General features: G+C 33.9%; 19 protein-coding genes and 1 pseudogene. 11 read left to right on the top strand and 9 right to left on the bottom strand.

The features are described from left to right. The first annotated feature begins 91 nt into the window (after positions 1 to 91). A complete protein-coding gene (gene virB9 / locus ACICPZ_RS02075) occupies positions 92 to 874 on the top strand; it encodes a P-type conjugative transfer protein VirB9 (protein WP_010082330.1) in 783 nt (260 codons plus the stop codon). Positions 875 to 877: 3 nt separating this feature from the next. Here the strand turns inward: virB9 and ACICPZ_RS02070 are convergent, their stop codons facing one another. The 5 genes from ACICPZ_RS02070 to der form a co-directional block, all read right to left on the bottom strand. Continuing rightward, positions 878 to 1,474 (bottom strand): ribonuclease HII, encoded by a 597-nt coding sequence (locus ACICPZ_RS02070; RefSeq protein WP_010082329.1) that lies wholly within the window; start codon positions 1,472 to 1,474, stop codon positions 878 to 880. A 6-nt stretch (positions 1,475 to 1,480) separates the two neighbouring features. Next, the gene (gene mraY, locus ACICPZ_RS02065) at positions 1,481 to 2,461 is read right to left on the bottom strand and encodes a phospho-N-acetylmuramoyl-pentapeptide-transferase (protein WP_209472500.1); all 981 of its coding nucleotides are present in this window, start codon (positions 2,459 to 2,461) and stop codon (positions 1,481 to 1,483) included. 580 nt (positions 2,462 to 3,041) lie between these two features. Further along, positions 3,042 to 3,584 carry a demethoxyubiquinone hydroxylase family protein gene (locus ACICPZ_RS02060; RefSeq protein ID WP_006279362.1) on the bottom strand — a complete coding sequence of 181 codons (543 nt, stop codon included), beginning with the start codon at positions 3,582 to 3,584 and terminating at the stop codon, positions 3,042 to 3,044. Further along, the gene (locus ACICPZ_RS02055) at positions 3,559 to 4,080 is read right to left on the bottom strand and encodes a disulfide bond formation protein B (RefSeq protein ID WP_010963042.1); all 522 of its coding nucleotides are present in this window, start codon (positions 4,078 to 4,080) and stop codon (positions 3,559 to 3,561) included. Before ACICPZ_RS02055 ends, ACICPZ_RS02060 begins: the two co-directional genes overlap by 26 nt. Then, on the bottom strand, positions 4,077 to 5,402 hold the full coding sequence (der, locus tag ACICPZ_RS02050) for a ribosome biogenesis GTPase Der (protein WP_010963041.1): 1,326 nt from the start codon (positions 5,400 to 5,402) through the stop codon (positions 4,077 to 4,079). The genes ACICPZ_RS02055 and der overlap by 4 nt, the downstream gene beginning before the upstream one ends. A 131-nt stretch (positions 5,403 to 5,533) precedes the next feature. On the opposite strand from der, the gene ACICPZ_RS02045 reads away from it, so the two are divergent. Further along, positions 5,534 to 5,743, top strand: a complete 210-nt coding sequence (locus ACICPZ_RS02045; protein ID WP_010081834.1) for a hypothetical protein — start codon at positions 5,534 to 5,536, stop codon at positions 5,741 to 5,743. 9 nt (positions 5,744 to 5,752) lie between these two features. On the opposite strand, the pseudogene ACICPZ_RS02040 reads toward ACICPZ_RS02045, so the two are convergent. Both ACICPZ_RS02040 and ACICPZ_RS02035 read right to left on the bottom strand, forming a co-directional pair. Further along, positions 5,753 to 6,888 (bottom strand): annotated as a pseudogene (locus ACICPZ_RS02040) (transposase). Positions 6,889 to 7,184: 296 nt separating this feature from the next. Continuing rightward, positions 7,185 to 7,577, bottom strand: coding sequence for a TraR/DksA family transcriptional regulator (locus ACICPZ_RS02035; RefSeq protein ID WP_010963040.1), 393 nt, complete (start codon positions 7,575 to 7,577; stop codon positions 7,185 to 7,187). Positions 7,578 to 7,683: 106 nt separating this feature from the next. Here ACICPZ_RS02035 and ACICPZ_RS02030 point away from each other — a divergent pair, with 106 nt between their 5' ends. Then, the gene (locus ACICPZ_RS02030) at positions 7,684 to 8,331 is read left to right on the top strand and encodes a heme exporter protein CcmB (protein ID WP_010963039.1); all 648 of its coding nucleotides are present in this window, start codon (positions 7,684 to 7,686) and stop codon (positions 8,329 to 8,331) included. A gap of 476 nt (positions 8,332 to 8,807) precedes the next feature. On the opposite strand, the gene trmB is transcribed toward ACICPZ_RS02030, so the two are convergent. Next, positions 8,808 to 9,473 (bottom strand): tRNA (guanosine(46)-N7)-methyltransferase TrmB, encoded by a 666-nt coding sequence (gene trmB / locus ACICPZ_RS02025; protein ID WP_012673367.1) that lies wholly within the window; start codon positions 9,471 to 9,473, stop codon positions 8,808 to 8,810. 139 nt (positions 9,474 to 9,612) lie between these two features. Between trmB and ACICPZ_RS02020 the strand changes: the two genes are divergently transcribed. The 3 genes from ACICPZ_RS02020 to ACICPZ_RS02010 all read left to right on the top strand — a co-directional run bounded on the left by ACICPZ_RS02020 (position 9,613) and on the right by ACICPZ_RS02010 (position 11,972). Beyond that, positions 9,613 to 11,265 (top strand): 30S ribosomal protein S1, encoded by a 1,653-nt coding sequence (locus ACICPZ_RS02020; protein ID WP_012673366.1) that lies wholly within the window; start codon positions 9,613 to 9,615, stop codon positions 11,263 to 11,265. A 29-nt stretch (positions 11,266 to 11,294) separates the two neighbouring features. Then, entirely contained in the window at positions 11,295 to 11,573 is a 279-nt protein-coding gene (locus ACICPZ_RS02015; protein ID WP_010963035.1) for an HU family DNA-binding protein, read from the top strand. Between the two features lie 72 nt (positions 11,574 to 11,645). Continuing rightward, complete coding sequence (locus ACICPZ_RS02010; protein WP_010082086.1) at positions 11,646 to 11,972, top strand: cell division protein ZapA; 327 nt, start codon at positions 11,646 to 11,648, stop codon at positions 11,970 to 11,972. On the opposite strand, the gene ACICPZ_RS02005 is transcribed toward ACICPZ_RS02010, so the two are convergent. Then, complete coding sequence (locus ACICPZ_RS02005) at positions 11,947 to 12,225, bottom strand: succinate dehydrogenase assembly factor 2 (protein WP_006279484.1); 279 nt, start codon at positions 12,223 to 12,225, stop codon at positions 11,947 to 11,949. The two genes, ACICPZ_RS02010 and ACICPZ_RS02005, sit on opposite strands and share 26 nt — an antisense overlap. Positions 12,226 to 12,324: 99 nt before the next feature. Between ACICPZ_RS02005 and rseP the strand changes: the two genes are divergently transcribed. Genes rseP through ACICPZ_RS01980 form a run of 5 tightly spaced genes read left to right on the top strand, consistent with a single transcriptional unit; the run spans position 12,325 to position 19,704 of the window. Further along, on the top strand, positions 12,325 to 13,443 hold the full coding sequence (rseP, locus tag ACICPZ_RS02000; protein WP_010082085.1) for an RIP metalloprotease RseP: 1,119 nt from the start codon (positions 12,325 to 12,327) through the stop codon (positions 13,441 to 13,443). An 8-nt stretch (positions 13,444 to 13,451) separates the two neighbouring features. Beyond that, the gene (gene bamA / locus ACICPZ_RS01995) at positions 13,452 to 15,788 is read left to right on the top strand and encodes an outer membrane protein assembly factor BamA (protein ID WP_138264850.1); all 2,337 of its coding nucleotides are present in this window, start codon (positions 13,452 to 13,454) and stop codon (positions 15,786 to 15,788) included. Continuing rightward, positions 15,789 to 16,340, top strand: coding sequence for an OmpH family outer membrane protein (locus tag ACICPZ_RS01990; protein WP_209472492.1), 552 nt, complete (start codon positions 15,789 to 15,791; stop codon positions 16,338 to 16,340). A gap of 4 nt (positions 16,341 to 16,344) precedes the next feature. After that, positions 16,345 to 16,776, top strand: a complete 432-nt coding sequence (gene fabZ / locus ACICPZ_RS01985; RefSeq protein WP_010082082.1) for a 3-hydroxyacyl-ACP dehydratase FabZ — start codon at positions 16,345 to 16,347, stop codon at positions 16,774 to 16,776. A 45-nt stretch (positions 16,777 to 16,821) separates the two neighbouring features. Then, positions 16,822 to 19,704: an FAD-dependent oxidoreductase gene (locus ACICPZ_RS01980; protein WP_264374088.1), complete on the top strand. Its 2,883-nt coding sequence runs from the start codon at positions 16,822 to 16,824 to the stop codon at positions 19,702 to 19,704. Positions 19,705 to 19,712: the final 8 nt, after the last annotated feature.

Below are 19,712 nucleotides of genomic sequence, written 5' to 3'. Positions count from 1 at the left end.
CTTGCTTTGGGGTTTATAGTATAGAAAGTGCCTTAATAGTTGCAGTGCATGTCTATCAATGATAAAATGAAAATTAATTTATTTTGATATTATGATTGGTTTACTGTTTGCCGTACTGTTGTTCCTCTGTGGTAGTGATGCACTTGCAAAACAGGAGCCACGTTCAATAGCTGGAGATAATCACATAAAGGTGATAAATTATAACCCACAAGCTATACATAAGTATACGGGTTTTTATGGTTATCAGTCCAGTATATTGTTTGAACCAGGGGAGGTAATACAAAACCTTTCAATGGGTGATTCAACTGGTTGGCAACTCCTTCCTCAAGGTAATAGATTGTTTATTAAGCCTATAGATGATATTGCCGATACTAATGCAACTATAATTACCAATAAAAGAGTTTATTACTTTGAACTTCATGCTGAAGAAGCAACTGGACTAGATGATCCAAGATTAGCATATGAAGTAAGGTTTCTTTATCCACTATTTAGCAGTGATGAGATTTACACAACAAATAACGGTGATATCTTCGAACAAGCTAGTCATACCATTATTCCTGATATCAATGATATTGAAGTTGTAAAGAAGGGATTAAATTTTAATTATTCCATCTCGCACGTCAAAGGTAGTCAGTCAATAATACCAATTAAGGTTTTTGATGACGGAAAATTTACATATCTACAATTCAATAAAATAAACTCTGATTTTCCGGCAGTTTTTATGGTTGATTCTGCAGGATATGAGTCTTTAGTAAATTTCCGTACAGTTGATAACTACCTGATAATCGAAAGGGTAAGTTCAGTGTTTACCTTAAGGAATGGATCGAGTACAGTTTGCCTATTTAATGAAACCATACCTTTCAAAAAAGGGTAAAGGCTATAATGCCCGAGATATGGGTGCAAAATTTTTTCTATGATGTTCTGTAATTCCATAAAGGCCAATAGCGTTAAGGTGCTCTTTTGTCCCATATCCTTTATTTTTATACCAATTATATTCAGGATGCTTATTATGCAATTCTTGCATAAGCCGATCTCTCGTAACTTTTGCAACGATTGAAGCTGCTGCAATTGATGTACTCAAATTATCACCATTTACTATGGATTTCACTTGCCATTTCACTTCAGGTGGTTGATTACCATCAACTAGTACATAATCTAATTCTAGGTCCAAGTCTATCAACGCACGTTTCATTGAAAGCTTTGTTGCTTGCAAGATATTGTATGAATTTATTTCTTCTACGCTTGCCATTCCTATACCAAATTTTGCAACGGATGTTATTTTTTCATATAGGACTTGCCTACATTGAGGAGTCAACTTTTTCGAGTCGTTGATTCCATCAATAATTGTATTTCTATCAATAAATACTACGGCTGCGGATATTACTGGACCAGCTAGCGGACCTCTTCCAACTTCATCCACTCCTGCTATCACTCCTGATAATTTATTTTCTAATGTAAAGTCTGGGTATTTCATAGGTTTTTATAATAAGAAAGTTATAGTAAAAACTGAACAGATAATAGAAATTATCCAAAATTTCATAACGATTACATTTTCTGACCATCCCTTCTTCTCAAAGTGATGATGTATTGGTGCCATAAGAAAAACTCTTTTTCCTTCTCCATATTTAAACTTTGTATATTTAAAATATGATATCTGAATAATAACAGATAGAGTCTCTATTACAAAGATTATTCCAATAATGGCAAAAAGCATTTCTCTTTTAATTAGGACACTAGTTAACCCTAAAGCCGCACCTACCGACAAGCTACCAACATCACCCATAAATATTTTTGCTGGATGTGTGTTAAACCACAAGAAACTTAGAATAGCTCCTATAAATGCAATGCAGAATAAAGTAATATTCATATCTGCCTGAGTTATATATGCAATTAGCCCCAAAAAAGCAAAGGAAGTGATAACTTGAGTTGCAGCAAGGCCATCCAAACCATCTGTGAGATTCACAGCATTAGAAGAGCCGACAATTACAAACGCAGCAAACGGAACATATAGATAGCCAAAATCTATTATTACTCCTTTAAATAGGGACGTTTTTGTAAAACATTCAGCAGAGTATAGCTTAAGTATAAACACACCAACCAGAGCAACAATAAACTGAATAAGTATTTTGGTTTTTGCACTTAAACCTCGATAGTGATTTGTCTTCAATTTTAAATAATCATCAATAAATCCAAGTAGAGCAAAAAATAGAGTTATCAATATCAGCAGCAAAATTTCTGGTGTTAACTGAGCCCAGAGTAAAATTGGTAATAAAGAAGAAATCAGTATTATTATTCCGCCCATAGGTGGTACATTCTTTTTTGTTATTAAATGACTTTCTGGTCCACATGATCTAATTGGTTGCCCATCTTTGCTTATTTTTTTTAGAAGCTTTATAAAATAGGGAAAAAGAATAAACCCAAAAACAAATGAGGTAAAAAATACTTTTGTAGCTAAGATCATCTGCTTACTTAAATTGACTAAGTGTCATACCACCTATAGCTAATAAAGTCAACTTCTGTCATCCTATAGCCTGACCCACAACTGTACGAACATTGTGATTTGGGCCCATCAGTAGGGTGTCATCCCAGTCTGGAATCCACAACTGTACGAACGTTGTAGTTTGGACCACCAGTGGGGTGTCATCCCAGTGCCCAGACACTGGTTCTATGCAACTTAATTAAAAACGTTTGTTTTAGTGTAAGACAATTACCTTTAGCTTATCAGCTCAGTTATAAGCAAAATTTCTGGATTCCAGACTGGAATGACACCATTTGCTGTGCAATTTACCTTCAAAAATGAATGTTCGTACAGTTGTGAACCTGTGGCAGGTATTACATAAGAGCATTTCCCTCTTCTAAATTAAAACGCACTTTTGCCTCCTTTGCAGTCTATACTTTAGATGTATTTAATTTACAAATACTAATTATTTATTAATAATGGTGATATGTAAATATAGTTATAAAATAATTGTTACACTTGAATTCCTTCCTGGTTTCTGTTGTTATCAGAACATTTAAAACACTTTAAGAAAGCTGCTTAGTTAAATTAACTTAGACAAGTAAATAGCAGTTTTGCAGCCTGTTTTTATGAATGATGATAAAATGTTGTAGCCAAATGCGCTTTCAGCATTGTGCTGAATTGCAATATCTTTGTGCTCTAACTCCTCGTCGCGAAATTTACTTATAGTTTCTCTTAATTCCCCATCTTCTAAATGTGAAACTTGCTCTTTGTAGTGCTCCCCGATAACTTCTTCAACTGCAGCAGTGCAAGCCATAGCAGCTTTTTTGCCCATAATGGCAGTTGCAACGCCAAGCGACACTCCTAAAACACGCCAAACAGGCAACAAAACAGTAGGACGAACTTTTTGCTCTTTGATTTTCTCATTAAAATAGTGAAAATGCTTTTTTTCCTGCTCTTCCATTTCAATTATTTCATTGATTATAGAAGATTTCTTAAGAATAAATTTTTGACCAGAATAAATGCAAATAGCTCCATATTCTCCAGCGTGATCTACTCTAATTGCCTGTTGCAAGAACTGATTGTTGCTGTACCTTAAATTATTTAGATTTCTTTCTTTCTCCACAATACACCTTACCTGATACGAACAGAGCTACTATGAGATAAATTAGATTCCATGTTGCTAAGGAAACACCTAGAACGTAATGAGGTCTGTCACAAGATGGAGAGTAATTAGGATTTAGTAGATTATTTCTGAGCTCTTCTATACTAACGTTACTACTTGCTTGCTCTGTACAACCTAAAACATCATGAAATAAGTGGAGTTCAAGACCTATATGATAAAAAGATATTACTGCACCTATGAGGTAGCTGCAAAACATTGCATAGATTAGAATTTTGTTGTCTTTAAGCATGCACGCTACTGCAAGTAATCCAGCGATATAGTAAACTATTCGCTCGTATGTACATAACTTGCATGGCAGCATGTTGAAAAAATATTCTAGCACATATGCAAAAATTAGAGCAGCGGCACTCGACAGCAGAAAGATTGCAGGAATTCTGGAATTATTACACATAACTTTAAGTAAATTATCCCTGAAAGTATAAAGCAGAGTATTCATTTTACATAGGGATTTTTATTTTTTTTCAAAAGCAATCTAACTGGCACACCGTCTGCAAAGAAATTTTTTCTGAGATCGTTAATTAAATAGCGTTTGTAACTTTCATCAACACTTTCAGGTATGTTACATATCAAAGAAAAAGCTGGAGGTTTAGTACCAATTTGAGCGATATACTTCATTTTAACTGCTTTGCCTTTTACAAGAGGGTGAGAATGTTTTCCTACAGCATCTATGAGCCACTTATTCAGTTTTGCAGTGCTGATCTTCTTGTTCAAGGATTCACTCACTTCAAGACACTTATCTATCACATCACCGCAGCGCATGCCTTTTAACGCAGAAATTGTTATAGTTGGCACTTCCAAGAATAACCTGGTTACTTCCTGTTGTTTGACAAATTTTATTAACCTGCTTCTGTCATCCTTACCTATTAAATCCCACTTATTTAAAACAACAATAATCCCTTTCCCTCCCTTAATTGCAGCTTCACCAATTGATAAATCCTGCTGCTCAATACCAACTAGGGAGTCTAGCATTAAAACTACCACATGAGAGCGCTTGATTGATTCCATGCTTTTCTCAACAAATCTTGATTCTAAGCCATCTACAACATTCGCCTTTCTGCGGATTCCGGCAGTGTCAATTAGAGTAATTAACTCTCCATCATGATCATATGTAATATCCACAGAATCACGTGTGGTACCTGGCTCTGAACTTGTTATTAGTCTGTTTTCTGCAAGTAAACCATTTAAAAAAGTTGATTTTCCAACATTCGGACGGCCGATGATCGCGATCCTCAGCCTACTCAGTTCATTGTTAGGTAACTCAGTGTTCTCGTTAAAATTTTCAATAACACCAGCTAATGCATCATAAAGATCAACCATGCCAAGATTATGCTCGGCAGAGATATACACCGGGCCAAGAAAATCAAAAAACTGCAAATAATCAACATTTTCGGATTTATGACTCTCGCATTTATTTGCTACTAGTATTACAGGTTTATTTATTTTTCTCTTCAGCCACTTTGCAAACTCTTCATTTCGCTCATTTTGCACTTTTGCATCAACAAGAAAGAAAATTATGTTTGAATTGGATAAAGAAAATTCGATTTGTTCAATAACTTGTAGTGAAAAATTAGTTTGGTCGTTCCATCCTCCTGTATCTATAACTTTAAACTCCAAATCGCTAATTCTCCCCATTCCCTCTCGCCTATCCCTTGTCACTCCTGGAATGTTACTCACTACTGCTGCTTTTCTTCCTACTAATCTGTTGAATAGGGTCGATTTTCCAGCATTTGGTAGGCCTACTATGGCGATTTTTAGCATAATTCAAGGGCATGTTCTATATGAAGTAAATTATAACCGAAACTTTTCAATTTAACTATTGACTTCGTAGATTATATAAGCATACTACAGTTAGAATTTTTTTATTTCGTTATGTAAAATATGGGGTAGTTATGCTAGTGTCAGAGCAAATAGAGAGTGTAGATAGAGAAGAATTAAAGCAACAAAATCATATACATAAAGATACAGAGTATTCGGAAGAGACGACAATATATGGGCATATTAATCAACATATGGAAAAAAACATCTCAAATACATTGCATGAAATATATGATGCTCTTATGTCATATAACGAATCGGAACAGCCAATGGCGTCAACTTAAGAACTTTCATTAGCAAACTCTCCTAAAGACATGATGGCGTTTAGGCTTATCTACTTTATTGCGGCTGTCCCGGTCGGATTTTAACTTTAGCGCGTATACTTAAAAAGGGCTTGAAAGTTTTTTGGCGCAATAAGTACCTGATAGAGTTTCTGTCTCATTACACTAAATAAAACTGAAAAATTTAAACGATACTCAGTAATTTGATCTGGGTTCCAAGGCCCTTGTGCATCACATATATGAAGCGATAATATATTGCACATGACCAAGTTTGCCCAAAATTCTTGTAACACAGCCTCTCCAGAAAAATTCTCTAACTCTGCTCCTACTTTGAGTCGTTTATAGCACTCCTCTATGTGCCACCTTAACACATAAGCTTTGCTCCAAAGTCTCGGTCAAAAACTCTGTTTCTCAGTTGGCTAATGTCAGCACTATAACTCTTACTTTCTGTCCTTTCATTTTATTTTTTAGCTTTTCATTTTCTAATATAAAATCAAAATCTAATTCGCCAGCGTTCCCATAGCTTACTATAATTTCTTTTTTGCAAGCGAAAAATAAAATCTACTTCCAAATTATAATGCTGCTGAATGAATTTTACTGAAGACGATCATAGATAAATAATAATTTCTCTTGATTTAATAAACGCATTTGAGTGATAACTTCGGGTAATTGCTCTGCCGCCAACGTTTGTTCACCTATATTCCAAGCTGCAAGACGAGCACTGCAAATCAATGAAGTACACAAATCAACAAACAAATTGCCAATGGTGCCTGTTGTTCCATTTGGTTCAAACTCGGATACAATTTCCCCAGAGCTGGGTAATCTCATACCAGAACCATCTGCTGCAATAAGTCTATAGCCTCTCCAACTCAGGTTCATCCTGATAGGCTGTTTGGATGCTTAAATTCTTGAAAGCCTGTATGGCAAATCTTATATCTTGCTTTAGAAAAAGCTTGCTTTGAGGGTACATGTCAATGGCTCCATAAGTTCACATTCTATTCCCAAACTTTTTTTAACTAACTTTAAAATCATAGAAAATACTGTCGAAAAAGCTTGTTCGTGTAAAACTCAACACAATGGATTTTCTGAAAAGTTTTCGAGTATATTATATTTTTAATTTGTAGAATAAGGTTTTTTCCTTTTTGCATATTTCACCTAAAAAGGACACATTTTAGACTTCTTTGTTGAAATAAAACAGAAACAAAAGTGCTGTCCCTTGCACTCTTTGGATAATTTAATGATAAAAAATTTGGAGAGAAATTTTATACACTATCGCTGATATTTTTCCTTAAGTTGACGCCATTGCCTGAACGGATACAACTTAATTTTTAATCTGCAGGAGTCAAGTTGAGAATGTCCAATTTTCCACTTTCTTTATAGCATAACATACTTCAGCGCCTCTTGCTCCTCTTGAAGTCCAATGGGCTCACCACTTATGTGTAAATTAATCGTTAATGTTGTACACGTTCTTTTCTTTTTCTACTCTCTCTTGCTCTTCAATACAATATATAGCAAGCGGATTAGCTTTAAGTCTTTCGACTCCTATTTCTTCTCCTGTTCCATCGCAGTAACCATAAGTGCCTAATTTTATTTTTTCTAACGCCTCCTTAATTTTTTCTTTTCTATCTTTTCGACGCTTGATTAATTCCTCGTTTCCACTATCTTCATCAGAATAGTATGTATCAATACTATTATCTTCTAGTTCTTGTTTCTCTAACTCAGCGAGTATTGATTGTAACTTTAAGCTGAAGTATTCCAGTTGTTTTACGCTCATATATTCTTCATCTTCTGAAGGAGTGTAATCTTCTGGTGACTTTATTTTTGGTAACTTTTCCATAATTGCATTATCAAAAAAATAATAAAACCTATATAATTTATGAACAAAAAATTATACTACCTCAAAGTAAACACTATAATTTATAATAAACATTTAAAAGCCTAGTATGATCGACTCAGTAAAAAAATTAGTAATAGATGATAAGAACTTTACCTATATAGTATGTATTTTTATCATAATGTTAAGTTTATCTTCATTTACACTTAAAAACAACAATAAACAAGAAGTTATGTTAACATTAACATGGATATGTGCTACATTTGTTTTGCAGATTTCTACAAATAATTTGTTTACATCTGATTATCATGATGGAATATTAGAGCAAATCTTTGTACAGCCACTCTCTTCTAGGCTTATAGTTGCTTATAAAATTTTCGCTCACTGGTTATTATTTGGGTTACCGATTTCAGTAATTTCTTCCATATTCAGCTTTGCAATTCTAGGCAATAGTATTGAACACTCAATAGCAGTTGGAGTGTCTTTATTATTTAATACGCTGATAATCACTAATATTTCAGCTACTGGAAATGCATTGATGATTGGTCAAAACAACTTAGCATCAGGAGTATCGCAAATTCTTGTTTTGCCAATGATAATGCCAACCTTTGTGTATTTTAAAATGCTAACTCAATTTGAAAATTTATCCTTGAATATTTATACACTACTAATCACCATCTTAGTTTTTGTTATTTTGATTGTTAACAGCACCATAACTACTCACATGGCACTAAAATTTGCTGTGGAACAGGATTGAAAAATCTTACTGTTATTCAGTAGACTTCTTGCATAACCTAGAAAAAAGGCAAATAGTTATTATAGATTTAGGTTTATCGACAATTTGAAAAACCTTCATTCCAGCATCCTTCCCTGTCATCCAAGTAGCCCTTCGTTGTCATCCCAGTGTCAAAAACTGGGATAACAGCTAACCTGACAACCGTCATCCCGCTACTTGTTAGCGGCTAAGAGATACCGTGACGGTATGACGGTTCGCGGTGGCATGACGATAAGCCTCATCATCCCGCTACGTGTTAGCGCCGCGGCGGTATGACGATTCGCAGCGGCATGACGAGAAAGGGGCTACTTGGATGATACCTTTTTTCTACTTAGTTTGGGTTATGCAAGAAGTCTATTCCTTCATAAGGAGAAGTAGTTAAAGGAATTTACTCTATTTCTCCCTCTTTTTTTATTATTTTTAATCTATAGTTAACGTAAAAGAGATATGCAAAAACTCTATTGATCCATAGTCTGCAAATTATTAATAACACTTACTTTAAAGAACCTCACTTTACGCTGATCTTTGAGCGCTCTTCTGTGGTATTTTGTAAGAGTATAACTTGTGAAATCGTCTTCCCTATAGATTAAAGAGTTACACTGCTTTATATGTGATGCTATCCACTCTGCATAGTCCTGATGATCGGTTGCAATGAATATTTCCCCTGTTATAAGTATTTTTTTTGCTAATAAATTTAAAAATTCCGTATTAATTAATCGTCTTTTATTGTGACTTCTTTTTGGCCATGGATCTGGAAAGAGAATAAAGAATCTTTCAACACTGTTATCAGGAAAATTTGCAATCAATTCTCTTGCATCTTCTGTCCACATTAAAATATTTTTTATGTTCTGTATTTCTATGTTTGTTAGCAAGCGAGAAACCCCCTTTAAGTAGGGCTCACATCCTATAAATAATAGATCAGGTTCATTGAGCACCTGGTAAAGCATATTTTCACCGTTGCCAAAGCCTATTTCTACCCATATTCTTTTTTGTGAATTTACAATTTTCTCTATAGATTCCTTGCTGTTTTGAATAGAATATTTTTCCAATATTTCATCAACATCAGGTTTTAGCCTGGACCTTCTGGAGAACGATCTAATCCACTTGCTATTCTTAAATAGCATATTCTTGATACATATATAATTTTCTCACTATATTTTATATAGCTTAAACAATTCTCGAAATGAGTTAATGAAAAATTACTTGTCAATAATTGTTAATATTATATAATATATGAGTTCTAATAAAGTTTAAGTTAAAGGTATGAATAATAATAATCCAGTCGTAAATCTACCGGTTACTATCAGAAAGCTATCATCAAACAAATTTATAGAAGAGATATGTCAAGGCCAATTTGAGGATCAAGATAATACCTTGTTTGAAGATTCTTTTGTTAACAAAATTAAAGAAGGAGATGTGGTAGAAGGTGTAATTACAAGAATAAACCCTAACGACGTTGTGGTTGATATTGGTTTAAAATCTGACGGGAGAATTCTGATCAAGGAACTCGGTTGTAATGATGAGGTCATTATTGGCTCGAAAATCAGAGTTTATGTGGAAAGAATTGAAGATTATCATGGTAATGTTGTTCTTAGTCGTGAAAAAGCAATTAGAGACGAAAAATGGAATAAGTTGGAAGAAGATACAGTTACAAGGGCTGAAGTAAGCGGAGTTATTAAACGCTCAATTAAATGTGGCTTTATTGTTGATCTTGGTGACGGAATAAGCGCTTTTTTACCGCTGAGTCATGTGGATTTGAAGCAAGTAAAAGATGCGAAGCACCTTATTGAAACTGAACAAAAGTTCATCGTGCTTAAAATGGATAAGAAGCAGGGCAATATTGTAGTATCAAGAAAGCTGGTGTTAGAAAAATTGCACGCTGGTGAAAAAATTAAATTTTTAGAATCTTTAAATGAAGGCGATATAATAGAAGGGAAAATAAAAAGTATCACTCATTACGGTGTATTTGTCGGTATTCATGAATCAGATGTAGTGGGAGTTATAGATGGATTGTTACATATTACAGATATCTCTTGGAGTAGGGTAAGTCATCCGTCTGCAGTTTTTACTTGTGGTCAGACTATAAAAGTTAAAATTATAAAAATAGATAAGGAAAATGCTAAAATTTCCTTGGGTGTGAAGCAGCTAGAAGATAGCCCTTGGCAAGATGCAGAGTCAAAATATCCAGTTGATAGTGTGCATAAGGGTTATGTAACAAGCATAGAAGATTATGGATTATTTGTTGAGCTTAGACCTGGAATTGAAGGTTTAGTGCACTCGTCAGAAATAACTTGGGTTAAGAGTAATTTACCAGTTAGTAGTCTCGTAACAAGGGGACAAGAAGTATATGTAAAAATTCTCAGTATTGACATTGCTAAGAGTAGGATGAGTTTAAGCATGAAAAGGTGTGTAGACAACCCTTGGCAAGTATTTATCAATAAATATCCTCCTGGTTCTATTGTTTCTGGTGAAGTGAAGAATAATACCGGCTCATATGTATCTGTTGCTTTCGGTGATTCTGAAATAGATGAGAACGTAGAAGGGACAATATATGTGAAAGATTTTAGTTGGTCTAAAAATGGTTCAGATGAGATAAAGAAGTATAATGTAGGTGATAAAATAGAAGCAAAAGTAATAAGGGCTAACGTGAATCGGGCAAGAATTTATCTTGGAATAAAACAAATAGAGTATGATCCTCTTGAAGAACTGATAAAGAAAGTTAAGGTAGGTGATAAAATACAGGTTATTGTAGGTAAGAGAGAAGATAATGGACTAGTCGTTGAAGTTGAGAACGATGTAACCCTTCTAATAGATCAAGAGCATTTACCAGAGAATAAAAAATTCTCTATATCAGAAAAAATAGAAGTTGAAGTATTGGGTGTTGAAGAATATAACATAGCATTATCTGCTAAGTGATAAGGTTTACTTATTTTGGCTTCATATAAATGGCAACAAAGTCTGATATAATAGCGAGGGTAGCAAAAAGACATCCTTTTTTAGATAAGATTGTTATAGCAGCTATAGTTGATAGATTTTTTGGGATACTTTCAAGCACATTGAAACATCATAATAGAGTTGAAATTAGGGGGTTTGGTTCTTTTTCAGTTAGAAGTTATAACTTGAAAGAAACAAGCCATTTAATGTTACAGAAGTTTACAAAGAATCAATACTTTAAAACATATTTTCGTAGCAGTAAAAAATTATCTGATTTGATAAATGAATAAAAATTTATACCATAAATAAGATGAAAGTAGGGGTTTGAGTTTATACTGTACGATAGAAATTTTTAGCACCATATGCAAGTAGTAGAAATAGTTATACGTAATAACACATATAAAATATCTTGCGAAAGTGGGAAGGGGAATCATTTATTACGCCTTGCTAATAGTTTTGACAAGTTAGTTAGTTCTGTATCTCAAAAAACTGGAGGTAAGGGTTCGGATGCATTAAATTTCTTACTTGCAGCACTAATTCTTGAGGATAAAATTTTAGAATTAACAAAGCGATTAGATGAAGTAAATCAAGAGCGCGAAAAGTATAGAAACGAGAAAAGAATAGAATATACTGAGGTACTAGATAAGGTAAATAAGATTATCACTAATCTTGAGTGCATAAAGGATTAGCTTCAATAAAGCAAGCAATTAAATTGACTATCTGACTATTCAAGCCAGGAGGGAGGTTTGTCTTACGAGTTATGTAACAATATAATTCGTAATCATCAAGATCAACTATTTTTTCGTATTCGATTAGTTCGCTTAAGGAAAATTTATCAAGATATTTCAATGCGAAATGCCCTAAAAGTATATCGGTTTCTTTGCAACCCCTATGCCAGCTTCTATATATTAATTTTCTTCTGAGTAGTGAGGTATCTGTCATTACAATTAAACTTTTTTTAATTTAAAAGTTAAACTAAATACTTGTCAAGCGAGGCGCATTTTAATATACTTAACATTTTGTTAAGATCTAAATATACAGGTGGAATTAATTTCTAATCTTATCCATCAATTTAGCGATGGAATATATTATTTTTTATCATTTTCTTTAATAATTTCTGTCATAGTATTCGTGCATGAATATGGGCATTATGTTGTTGCCAAAGCATGCAAAGTTAAAGTTGAATCTTTTTCCATAGGTTTTGGTCCTGAAATTTTTGGTTTTAACGATAAGTCTGGAACTAGATGGAAATTAAGCGTTGTTCCATTGGGTGGTTATGTTAAAATGCTAGGAGATACTAATGCAGCGAGTGTCCCAGCTGATCAACAAGAATTAACGGAAGAAGAAAAATTGTATTCATTTCATACAAAACCGCGTCATAAAAAAGCAGCAGTAGTTTTTGCAGGGCCTTTTGCAAACATGGTATTTGCTGTTATAGCTTTTACAATATTTTTTAGCATAGCAGGTTATTATCGCACTCCACCGGTGATTGAAAATGTAATCGAAGGTAGTGCAGCTAAGCAAGCTGGTTTGTTGCCAGGTGACACTATTACACAAATCAATGAGCATAAAATAAAATACTTTGAAGATATTTCACGTGTGATAATGTCGAATCCTAAAACAAGAATGGAGATTGAGTATAGCAGAAATAATGAGAAGCACAGGACCAGTTTAACTCCATTAATAATCAAGGACAAAGACGTTTTTGGCAACACAATAGAAAGAGAAACTATAGGGATTATTTCAGTCAATACATTAAAGCAGTCGTCTTTTCTTGGGGCTGTGAGCTTATCAGTAAGTGAAACTTACCACACTATGTGCTTAACGATTAAAGCTATCTTTCAAATTATTGTTGGTAAGAGGAGTGCAAGTGAAATAGGTGGACCAATAAAAATCGCAAAATATTCAGGACAATCAGCTAAAAAGGGATTTATTATGGTTCTATATTTTATGGCAATCATTTCAGCTAATTTAGCTGCAATTAACTTGCTGCCAATACCACTGCTAGATGGTGGGCATTTATTTCATTATATCATAGAAGCGGTTATACGTAGGGATTTAAGCTTGAAATGTCAAAAATATGCAGCTATTTTTGGTGCTTTAGTGTTGTTTTTGCTTATGGCAACTGGAATGTCAAATGATATTAGGGATCTTTTTTGAAATAAAATATGAAAAAGCTATTTTATATACTGGTAGTGGTTTTTATTTCTTTTCCTGCCCTGCTTGTTGCTTTAGGAACTGCGGAAAAAGTGCAGGTGAAAGATGTCAAATGTATTGGTAATGAGAGGGTAAGCAACCAGACAATAGGGTTCTATATAAAACTAAAATCTGGTGATTATATAAACGACGATGATATAGACTCAATTATAAAAGATCTATATAAAACAAAGTTATTTGCTAGTGTTAATGCTTACATAGATGATAAAAAAAATTTAGTAATAAAAATTCAAGAAAATCCACTGATTAACAAGGTAGTGTTAAAAGGCAATAAGTTATTTAACAGCAAAGAGCTGCTAAGTAATGTGATTCAATCAAAGTCGCTAACTATTTTAACTGAAACAAAATTGCAAAACGATTTAGTGAATTTAGTCACTACTTATAGAAATAACGGTAAGATTGGTGTTAAAATTGAATATGACCTGAATAAGCTTGATGGCAATAGAGTCAATCTAATTTTTAAAATAAAAGAAGGCAAAACCTCTAAAATTAAGGATATAAGATTTATAGGCAACAAAAACTTTTCTGAAAATGAGCTAGAGCAAGTTATCAAAAGACATAGTAATGACATATTTAGTAAGTTATTTAGAGCTATTTTTAAAGGCGGAAATCATTATTCACCGCAATATCTATTGATTAACACAGAATTGCTCGATCATTTTTATTCATCTAAAGGATATATTCAAAATAATATTCAACCAATTGTTGAGGTTGATAATAACAATCAAACAGAGTTAACTTTTTTGATTGACGAAGGACAGCAGTATTTATTTGGAAATAATGAGGTTAATATTGAAACTGAAATTCAGGATTTGAGCCTAAAAGAAGAAATATTGGATTTTATAACAGAGGAAAACGATAAGATATTTAATAGAGTTAAAATTAATAATACAGTAGAAAAAATAAACAAATATTTAAATGAGAAAGGATATATATTTGCAAAAGTTAATCCAGAGTATGCACAACGTGACAATGTTGTAGATGTAACCTACAGAGTGCTGCCGGGTAAAAAGATTTATATAAATCAAATTACAATTGATGGTAACGATCGCACTTTAGATAAAGTGATCAGAAGTAAGCTAAGTGTAGCAGAAGGTGATGCGTACAATATATCTGAGATTCAAAAGTCACGTAAAAAACTAATGAGTAGTGATTTTTTTGAAACAGTGAAAGTAAATAGTTATGCAGTTAATGATAATGCAGTAAATCTTGACTTAAGTGTTAAAGAAAAAAACACTACTTCGTTGTATTTGGGAGGAGGTGTGTCTCTTCCTGGTGGAGCATTGATTAAAATTGACCTCAAAGACCGTAATTTATTTGGTACTGGAAAAGAGCTCTCTTTTGCTCTTGAAAAAAGTCAATACGTATTTTCTACTGATTTAGAGTTTGTTGAAAATAATTTTAACGATTCTGATACGTCACTAGGCATGGGTGTATTTTATGAAAAACAAGATAAACCAAACACTACTTTTGATAGTTGCGATATGGGATTTTTTACAAAGTTATCATATAAAGTCACAGAGAACTTAACTAATTCCCTTCGCTATTCTTATAAGTATAATCATATACACATGGATAATAAGGGTGGACAAGACACCGATATCTCTGAAATAATACTGGACCGAAAAGGTAAACATCAGATTTCATCAGTGGGATACACGTTGGCATATAATAAACTGGATAACCTCTATACTCCAAAAGAAGGGTATTTACTGCGTTTAAGTCAGGATATTTCAGGATTGGGAGGAAACGTGAATTTCCTGAAATCTGAATTCTTATCTTTTTATACGCACCCTATATTAAGCAAAATTGACGATGATATAACGCTACGCTTTAAGATGGCGGCAGGTCATATTTTTTCTTATACTGATGAAAATCTAAACATTGGCCAGCACTTTTTTAAAGGGGGTAATGAGATTAGAGGGTTTGACCTTTCCGGTATTGGACCAAGAGCAGAAGACAAAAATAAAAGCTCATTAGGAGGCAAAACTTATTTTAATCTAACACAGCAAGTGGATTTTCCTCTACCAAAACTATATGACTATGCTGGTATCAAAGGCTCACTATTTGTTGACTATGCAACACTTTTTGGCTTAGATGATAAAAATAAGAAGTATGAAGGGAAATACTATGATAGCAAGCTTGTGAGAGTGTCACCAGGTTTTGGCTTTTCAATGCTTTCTCCTTTTGGTAGACTTAGATTGGATTTCGGGTTTCCTTTAGTAAAGGAATCTTATGATATAATACCATCACCAAATGTTAAATTTTCTATTGAAGCGGGGATTTGAATGAAATATATACAGTTATTTATATCAGTTATTGCCTTAATTATTTCCTTATTTGTGGGGTATAAGTTTGTAGGATATCAACCTCAGAACACAAAGGCTGCAATTATCGATAGTGACAAAGTCATCAATGAATCTCTTGCTCTGCAAAATATACAACAACAAATAAAGGAGCAGAATTCTAGATTACAACAAGAATTTGAAAATGAGTTAGAAAAACTTAAGCCATCAAAAGAAGAATTTGACCTTTTGTCAGAAGAAGCAAAAAAGGAAAAGACAGGACAATTTAATAAGCACACTGTAAATGTTAGAGATAATTATGCTAAAAAAATGTTACATTTAGAAGAAAGCTATAGAGAAGCAGTAGAGAGTGTTTTTAACAAGATAAAAGAAGTCGCTAAAAAAACGGCAGAAAAAAACAACATAGATTTGGTACTATTTATTTCAAAAAAGAACCAAGTTTTATACTCCATGGATGAAGTTGATTTATCAGATGTGGTATTAAACAATATAAACAAGGAAATACCTGAATTTGCTTTAAAAGGCATTGAATAGACTTATGCAATTTAATATCAGTGATATTATAAAAACACTACCACATTCTTATCCGTTTCTCTTAGTAGATAGAGTTATAGAGTGTGATCCTGGTAAAAGTATAAAAGCAATCAAAAATGTGACTTTCAATGAGCCATTTTTTATTGGCCACTTCCCTGGTCATCCGATAATGCCAGGAGTCTTGATAATTGAATCTCTAGCTCAGGCATCTGCTATATGTGTTCTAGGTAAAGAAACAATAGAAAATAAAGTTGTTTACTTGAGATCCATTGAAAATGCAAAATTCAGAAAGCTAGTTACTCCAGGGGACACATTGATTCTTCAAGCTAACATTCAAAGTGTGTGTTTAGGTGTATACAAATTTAGGTGTATTGCATCTGTTAGCGAAGAAAAAGTTGCAGAAGCAACAATCTCAGCAGTATTGCAAAATAAATAAAATCTTCATCTGTAAGAAACAGCATGTACACTTTATAGTATAGCAATGAAGCTGAATTTCAAAATCTCATTTTCGAATCTATATACTCGCAATGGATTAACAAAATTAGATGAGACATTTTTGAATTATATTAAATCATGTGATGAGAGCTTGTTTTGTTCATTAATTGAAGCAAGAGAAAAAGCAGCTTCTTCTTCGATGTCATCCCAGTGTCACCTCCCATCATCCCAGTGTCACCCCCCGTCATCCCAGTGCTTGACACTGGGATCTAGAAAACAAGAAGGACGGTCAGCTACTTGGATGACAGATAGTCAGTTAATAGTAGACCTCTCATATTTACTTGATGAATTTATTGCAAAACTTTTCAATGTTGAAAAAGAAATAGAGGAGCTAAAGAAAAAGCACAACGACTTTGCTGTAATATATAAGTGCAAAAGATTATTTGTCCAACGCTATGCATTGAAGAAATACACTAATGTGGCGAATATAGATATTACTAACAAACTAAGTCATTTTCTCACTTTGCCAACAACAGAAAAAAATTTTGCTGAGCAGGTGATGCATTGGTTTGAAGATAAAGAAAATCACAAAGAAGAAATAGAACTTGCAGCACAATATGCAGTGTGGAGAGTAAAAAATAAACAGAGTATATTATTCAGTATTCATAAAAAAATCGACCACGAAAACCTCATACCATTTTCTAAAAAAGAAGTGGACAAAGTTGAAGTGCTGTATTCAAATGAAGTAAAAAGACGATACGGTTTTGATCTAACAAGCAAAAAGGTGAGTTTGAATAAAGCACTAGATAATGCTCACTACTGCATATTTTGTCATAAGCAAAATAAGGACAGCTGCTCAAAGGGGCTAATTAATAACGACAATACTTTTAAACAATCTCCACTAAAAGTTGAACTGCACGGCTGCCCACTAGAGCAGAAAATATCAGAAATGAATCTGGTGAAAAGCGAAGGATACAGCATTGCAAGTCTTGCAATTGTGATGATAGATAACCCATTATGTGCGGCTACTGGACACAGAATATGCAATGACTGCATGAATTCGTGCATATATCAAAAACAAGAACCCGTAAATGTGCCAGCAATTGAAACAAGGATTCTGGATGATGTGCTCAGTTTACCGTACGGATTTGAAATATATTCTCTGCTCAGCCGTTGGAATCCTTTAAATTTTCAGCGTTCATTGCCAAGAGAAAACACCGGAAAAAACGTTCTAGTTGTAGGCCTTGGTCCTGCTGGTTTTAATTTAGCTCATCATTTGTTGAATGATGGGCATAACGTTATCACCATTGATGGACTAAAGATTGAACCTTTGATCGATAATTTCCAGCTAATTAAAGATTTCAAACACGAAAAATTGAGTGAACGCACGGCAGGAGGGTTTGGTGGGGTGGCAGAATATGGCATTACTTCTCGGTGGGATAAGAATTACTTAAAGATTATTAGATTACTGCTGGAAAGACGTGAGCATTTCGCACTTTATGGAGGCATTCGTTTTGGTGGCACGATTAATGTTGATGACGCGTTCAACTCGGGTTTTGATCACATCGCCCTAGCACTTGGCTCTGGTAAGCCACGAATGATCAAAATAAAAAACATACTAGCTCGTGGAGTACGCATGGCATCTGATTTTCTGATGTCGTTACAACTGACTGGCGCTCTTAAATTTGATTCTATAGCAAATCTGCAAGTTCGTATGCCGATAGTTGTCATAGGTGCGGGGCTTACTGCGATTGACACTGCCACTGAAGCTTTAGCGTATTATCCAATTCAAGTAGAAAAATTTCTTCTTCGTTATGAGATATTAGTTGATAAGTATGGAAAGGACTGTGTTGAAAAAGATTGGACAGAAGAAGAGCGCGAAATTGCGAATGAGTTTATATCGCACGCACAATTGATCCGAGAAAAGCAAAAGTTAGCAAAAAAAGAGAATAGAGAAATAAAAACATTAGAGTTAATGCAGAGCCTCGGGGGAGTGAAAGTTATATATAGAAAAGAGCTAAAAGATTCACCAAGTTATCGATTAAATAGCGAAGAGGTGCAAAATGCACTGTCAGAAGGAATTTACTTTATTGAAAACTTAGAGCCAGTTGAAGTTGTGACGGATAAATATAACCATGCTGAATTAATAAAACTGATAGACACAAAATCCGGCGAAATCAAACGTATAAAAGCACGTTCTATTTTTATAGCAGCAGGTACTGAGCCAAATACAGTTATTGCAACAGAAGATAAAAAGCATTTTAAATTAAGTAATGGGTATTTTACTCATTTGAATTCATCAGGAAAAGAAATAGACCCAATATTTTCTCCTAAAATGCAAAATAAAGATAGAATATTAGTGTATAAGCAAGGCAATAAAACAATCAGCTTTTTTGGTGATCTTCACCCTTCGTATAGTGGCAGCGTCGTGAAAGCTATGGCAAGTGCTAAGAACGGCTACCCTATTATTTCTCAGCTTTTGAGTGGAGTTAATAGCTTCGTTTCTGTCATTCCAGTGTGTGATGTTGTGGGCCAGAAAAAAAATGCGTGGTCAAGTGTTGAAGACCTGGCTAATAAAGAATTATTTAATAGAATCAAAGAGCAATTCACTGCAAAGGTTATAAAAGTTCAATATTTAACAGACAAAGTTGTGGAAATAGTGATCAAAGCACCACTTGCGGCAAAGAATTTTAAGCCTGGGCAATTCTTTAGATTGCAAAATTTTGAAACCAATGGCAGAAAAGCCAATAATACAAACCTTGCTATGGAAGGTATAGCCGTAACCGGCACTGAAGTAGACAAAAAAAAAGGAATTATTTCCACTATTGTGCTGGAAATCGGCGGCTCCACTAATTTATGCAGACACTTAAGAGAAGGCGAGCAAATAATTCTTATGGGCCCAACTGGCAGACCTACTGAGGTTTACTAAGTCTCAAT

Origin of the sequence: Wolbachia endosymbiont (group A) of Melitta haemorrhoidalis (assembly GCF_964273365.1) — a bacterium.
In the GTDB taxonomy this organism is placed as follows: domain Bacteria; phylum Pseudomonadota; class Alphaproteobacteria; order Rickettsiales; family Anaplasmataceae; genus Wolbachia; species Wolbachia pipientis.
Note: the sequence above shows the minus strand (reverse complement) of the source record. Positions and strands in the feature narration are given on the sequence as shown.

Coding starts and splice junctions, on each gene's coding strand:
- virB9 (WP_010082330.1), top strand. CDS start 92: ATGATTGGTTTACTGTTTGCCGTACTGTTGTTCCTCTGTGGTAGTGAT.
- ACICPZ_RS02070 (WP_010082329.1), bottom strand. CDS start 1,474: ATGAAATACCCAGACTTTACATTAGAAAATAAATTATCAGGAGTGATA.
- mraY (WP_209472500.1), bottom strand. CDS start 2,461: ATGATCTTAGCTACAAAAGTATTTTTTACCTCATTTGTTTTTGGGTTT.
- ACICPZ_RS02055 (WP_010963042.1), bottom strand. CDS start 4,080: ATGAATACTCTGCTTTATACTTTCAGGGATAATTTACTTAAAGTTATG.
- der (WP_010963041.1), bottom strand. CDS start 5,402: ATGCTAAAAATCGCCATAGTAGGCCTACCAAATGCTGGAAAATCGACC.
- ACICPZ_RS02045 (WP_010081834.1), top strand. CDS start 5,534: ATGCTAGTGTCAGAGCAAATAGAGAGTGTAGATAGAGAAGAATTAAAG.
- ACICPZ_RS02035 (WP_010963040.1), bottom strand. CDS start 7,577: ATGGAAAAGTTACCAAAAATAAAGTCACCAGAAGATTACACTCCTTCA.
- ACICPZ_RS02030 (WP_010963039.1), top strand. CDS start 7,684: ATGATCGACTCAGTAAAAAAATTAGTAATAGATGATAAGAACTTTACC.
- trmB (WP_012673367.1), bottom strand. CDS start 9,473: ATGCTATTTAAGAATAGCAAGTGGATTAGATCGTTCTCCAGAAGGTCC.
- ACICPZ_RS02020 (WP_012673366.1), top strand. CDS start 9,613: ATGAATAATAATAATCCAGTCGTAAATCTACCGGTTACTATCAGAAAG.
- ACICPZ_RS02015 (WP_010963035.1), top strand. CDS start 11,295: ATGGCAACAAAGTCTGATATAATAGCGAGGGTAGCAAAAAGACATCCT.
- ACICPZ_RS02010 (WP_010082086.1), top strand. CDS start 11,646: ATGCAAGTAGTAGAAATAGTTATACGTAATAACACATATAAAATATCT.
- ACICPZ_RS02005 (WP_006279484.1), bottom strand. CDS start 12,225: ATGACAGATACCTCACTACTCAGAAGAAAATTAATATATAGAAGCTGG.
- bamA (WP_138264850.1), top strand. CDS start 13,452: ATGAAAAAGCTATTTTATATACTGGTAGTGGTTTTTATTTCTTTTCCT.
- ACICPZ_RS01990 (WP_209472492.1), top strand. CDS start 15,789: ATGAAATATATACAGTTATTTATATCAGTTATTGCCTTAATTATTTCC.
- fabZ (WP_010082082.1), top strand. CDS start 16,345: ATGCAATTTAATATCAGTGATATTATAAAAACACTACCACATTCTTAT.
- ACICPZ_RS01980 (WP_264374088.1), top strand. CDS start 16,822: ATGAAGCTGAATTTCAAAATCTCATTTTCGAATCTATATACTCGCAAT.